Source organism: Mycobacterium sp. E136, from assembly GCF_001666865.1.
Lineage (GTDB): Bacteria > Actinomycetota > Actinomycetes > Mycobacteriales > Mycobacteriaceae > Mycobacterium.
In genome coordinates this window covers 1-3,364 of the sequence record NZ_LZJE01000024.1, presented here as the reverse complement: position 1 = coordinate 3,364, position 3,364 = coordinate 1, and the positions used below count along the sequence as shown (strand labels likewise).

Annotated in this window: 5 protein-coding genes; 3 read left to right on the top strand and 2 right to left on the bottom strand. The window is 65.2% G+C overall.

Going from position 1 to position 3,364, the window contains the following annotated elements:
- Window positions 1–389 (bottom strand): sigma-70 family RNA polymerase sigma factor (locus A5698_RS01840; protein ID WP_156670574.1); only part of this gene is annotated, 389 nt, incomplete at its 3' end.
- A gap of 196 nt (window positions 390–585) precedes the next feature.
- Between A5698_RS01840 and A5698_RS01835 the strand changes: the two genes are divergently transcribed.
- Together A5698_RS01835 and A5698_RS01830 are read left to right on the top strand one after the other, a co-directional pair.
- Window positions 586–1,386 carry an alpha/beta fold hydrolase gene (locus A5698_RS01835; protein WP_068292552.1) on the top strand — a complete coding sequence of 267 codons (801 nt, stop codon included), beginning with the start codon at window positions 586–588 and terminating at the stop codon, window positions 1,384–1,386.
- On the top strand, window positions 1,383–2,543 hold the full coding sequence (locus A5698_RS01830; RefSeq protein ID WP_068292550.1) for a SpoIIE family protein phosphatase: 1,161 nt from the start codon (window positions 1,383–1,385) through the stop codon (window positions 2,541–2,543). Before A5698_RS01835 ends, A5698_RS01830 begins: the two co-directional genes overlap by 4 nt.
- Here the strand turns inward: A5698_RS01830 and A5698_RS28835 are convergent, their stop codons facing one another.
- On the bottom strand, window positions 2,544–2,699 hold the full coding sequence (locus A5698_RS28835) for a hypothetical protein (protein WP_165588729.1): 156 nt from the start codon (window positions 2,697–2,699) through the stop codon (window positions 2,544–2,546). It lies immediately after the preceding gene.
- A 97-nt stretch (window positions 2,700–2,796) separates the two neighbouring features.
- On the opposite strand from A5698_RS28835, the gene A5698_RS01825 reads away from it, so the two are divergent.
- On the top strand, window positions 2,797–3,291 hold the full coding sequence (locus tag A5698_RS01825) for a MarR family winged helix-turn-helix transcriptional regulator (RefSeq protein WP_068292555.1): 495 nt from the start codon (window positions 2,797–2,799) through the stop codon (window positions 3,289–3,291).
- The last annotated feature ends 73 nt before the right edge of the window (window positions 3,292–3,364 follow it).

Sequence of the window (3,364 nt, the reverse complement as noted above, 5' to 3'; positions counted from 1 at the left end):
AGGTGCTCGGCGATCTCGGTCGCGGTCGGCGCGCGGTTCAGACCCTGCGCCAGCGTGGCGGTCGCCTTGTTGACCCTCATCTGGAGGTCCTTGACGGTGCGCGGCACCTTCACCGCCCACGCATGGTCCCGGAAGTGCCTGCGGACCTCGCCCATCATCGTTGGCACGGCAAAGGACAAGAACTCCGTCCCGTTGTCGATGTCGAACCGGTTGAGCGCATTGACCAGGCCGACGCGAGCGGCCTGCACCAGGTCTTCATGTGCCTCGCCACGGTTGCGGTAGCGCCGCGCGATGTGATCGGCCAGCGGAATGCAGCGCTGGCAGATCAGGTCGCGCTGGCGGCGATAGGCGTGCGACCCTTCATCGAGGGTCTTGAGGTGACGGAACATCTCCGTCACGTCTGAGTAGTCGGAATTAGGTCGAGCCACGGGTACATCCGTCCCTCGGAAATGGAATGGCGGGCTCGGATCTGAACCTGATCGACCACGTATACCCCCATGTTGACCAGCCGAAACGATCCTCCCCTCGCATGAGGTTGCAGCGGTGGGGCACCGAGCCTGGTCGGCGACTTCTAAGCTGCTGGACATGGACGTCTGGACCAGGAACAACATCAAGATCGTTGGCCGCCAGAGCGCCCCGACGCTGTTCCTGGCCCACGGGTTCGGGTGCGACCAGAATTTGTGGCGCCTCATCGTCGAGCGGTTGCAAGCCGACTTCCGGATCGTGTTGATGGACCACGTCGGCTCCGGCGCATCGGACCCGAAGGCGTGGGACGAGACCAAATACTCATCGCTGGACGGCTACGCCGACGACATCGCCGAGATACTGCGCGACCTCGACCTGCGCGATGTGGTGTTCGTCGGGCACTCGGTGGCCGCGATGATCGGTGTTCTCGCCGTGATCAGCGAGCCCGAACGGATCGCCAAACTCGTCATGATCACGCCGTCGCCCCGCTATATCGACGACGACGGGTACCAGGGCGGATTCTCGAGGGCGGACATCGACGAACTGCTGGAGTCACTGGAACTCAACTACCTCGGTTGGTCGGAAGCCATGGCCCCGGTGATCATGGGCAACGCGGACCGACCCGAACTGGCCGCGGAACTCGAGGCGTCGTTCTGCCGAACCGACCCGGACTGCGCGCGCGTGTTCGCCCGTGCGACGTTTCTGTCCGACAACCGCACCGACCTCCCGAACGTTTTGGTGCCCACCCTGATTCTGGAGTGTGCCGAAGACGCGATCGCCCCGGCGACCGTCGGAGCCTATGTGCACCAACACATCCCCGGCAGTCGGCTGGTCACACTCGATGCGACCGGGCACTGTCCTCACGTCAGCGACCCGGACGAAACGGCCCAAGCGATCGCCGAATTCGCACGTCGGACATGACCGAGTTGGACCTCGGCGATCATTGGGAGAACGCGCCGTCCGGTAATGCGATCGCCCATCCGAACGGACGCATCATCCACGCCAACGCGACATTGGCCGGCTGGCTGGGTTACGAGCGAAACAGTCTGCAGGGCAAGCTGATCACCGACCTACTGACCGTGGGCGGCCGCCTGCACTACGACACCCACTTCCGGGCGATCCTGCGGATGAGCGGCAAACTCGACGGAGTCACGCTCGATTTCCAGACCGCCGACGGCACCCGGATCCCCATCTTCCTGACCGCCAACGTGAAGTACGACGCCGACGGCAAGCCGAAGCTGCTGCGCCTCACGGCGGTCGACGCCAAGGACCGGAGGTCGTACGAACGCGAACTGCTCGCGCAGCGCGAGCGCGCCGAGACCGAACGCAGCCGCGTGCAGGCATTCGCCGAAACCCTGCGCCGCTCACTGCTTCCGCCGCTCCTCGCGCCGCCGCCGGGATTGGATGCCGCCGCCTACTACCACACCGCATCGGAGGACGACGTCGGCGGCGACTTCTACGACTTGTTCCCGCTCTCGCGAACGACGTGGGGGTTCTTCCTCGGCGATGTCGCCGGCAAGGGGGTGGACGCCGCCGTCGTCGCAGGCCTGGCGCGGTACGTGCTGCGTTCGGCGGCGGTCGCCGACCACGACCCGGTGAAGGCCCTACGCGTCCTCAATTCGGTGCTCATGCAGGACGTCGAGGTCGGCGGTAACCGCCTGTGCACCGTGATCGACGGCAACCTCACCATGTGCGGCGACGGTTTCGACGTGGAACTCGCCAGCGGCGGCCATCCGCCGCCACTGCTCCTCACCGCGGACGGTTCGGCGCACTACGCCGACACCGTCGGCGGCCACGCCACCGGGATCACCGACAACGCGCGATTCGTCGCCCACACATTTCACCTGTCGCCGGGCGACACCCTGGTCCTCTACACCGACGGCTTGACCGAGGCGAACACCGGAATCGGACACGAGCGCTACGACGACGAAGGGGCCCTGCTCGCGTTCGTCGACGAGCGCGCCCCCGCCACGGCCGACACCATCGTCAACGCTTTGAAGGAACTTTTCACCAGCTTCGGGCCCGGAGTCAAAGACGATGCAGCGGTGCTCGCCCTCGGGGTTCCCGCGAACGCCTGATCAGGTCTCGTCGGCGACGTCGTGGCGATCCTGATGACCGCCCGGTGCCTCGGGATCGTCGTCGCGGTGGTCCAGATCGTCCTGCAGTGCGCGCTGTTCCTCGGTCACCTTGGTGGCGTCCTTCGGCGTGGCCGGCGGATCGTTCTGCGTTGACATTCGAGCAGGATCGACCGCTTGCCGAACGGCGAAACCCGGTGTGATGGGACATACATTGCTAGGACACTAACTATTAGTCCACGATGGAAGAGTGACCATTTCCACGCCGTCCCGCGTCGACCCGCTCGCGCTCGAACAGCAGGTCTGCTTCGCGCTCGCGGTGACCCACCGGGCCGTGCTGGCGATCTACCGACCGCTGCTCGAACCACTCGGCCTCACCCACCCGCAGTACCTGGTCATGCTGACGTTGTGGGACCACTTCAAGACCGCGGGCACGGGCGAACCGCCCACGAAACCACTTTCGGTCAAAGACATCGCACGCACCCTGCAACTCGATTCGGCGACGCTGTCCCCAATGCTCAAACGCCTCGAGGCGCTCGGCTTCATCAGCCGGGCCCGCAGCGCCGTCGACGAACGTGCCACCGATGTGCGGCTCACCGAGAAGGGTGAGCACTTACGCCAACGCGCGCTCGACATTCCGCTTGCCGTCGTCGAACGCCTGGGCGTCGACCTTTCCGAACTCGAAAATCTCCGCAATGTGTTGAACCGCGTGAACACCGCTGCACTTGCGGCGGGCGCACTCGACACCTGACTATCCGAGGAGGACCCGTGGCTGCGGCCCGCCCCAACATCATTCAGTACATCGCCTATTCGTATGGGCGCCG

Excerpts from the sequence above, each read along its gene's own strand:
- A5698_RS01830 (WP_068292550.1), top strand. The coding sequence starts at position 1,383 with ATGACCGAGTTGGACCTCGGCGATCATTGGGAGAACGCGCCGTCCGGT.
- A5698_RS28835 (WP_165588729.1), bottom strand. The coding sequence starts at position 2,699 with ATGTCAACGCAGAACGATCCGCCGGCCACGCCGAAGGACGCCACCAAG.
- A5698_RS01835 (WP_068292552.1), top strand. The coding sequence starts at position 586 with ATGGACGTCTGGACCAGGAACAACATCAAGATCGTTGGCCGCCAGAGC.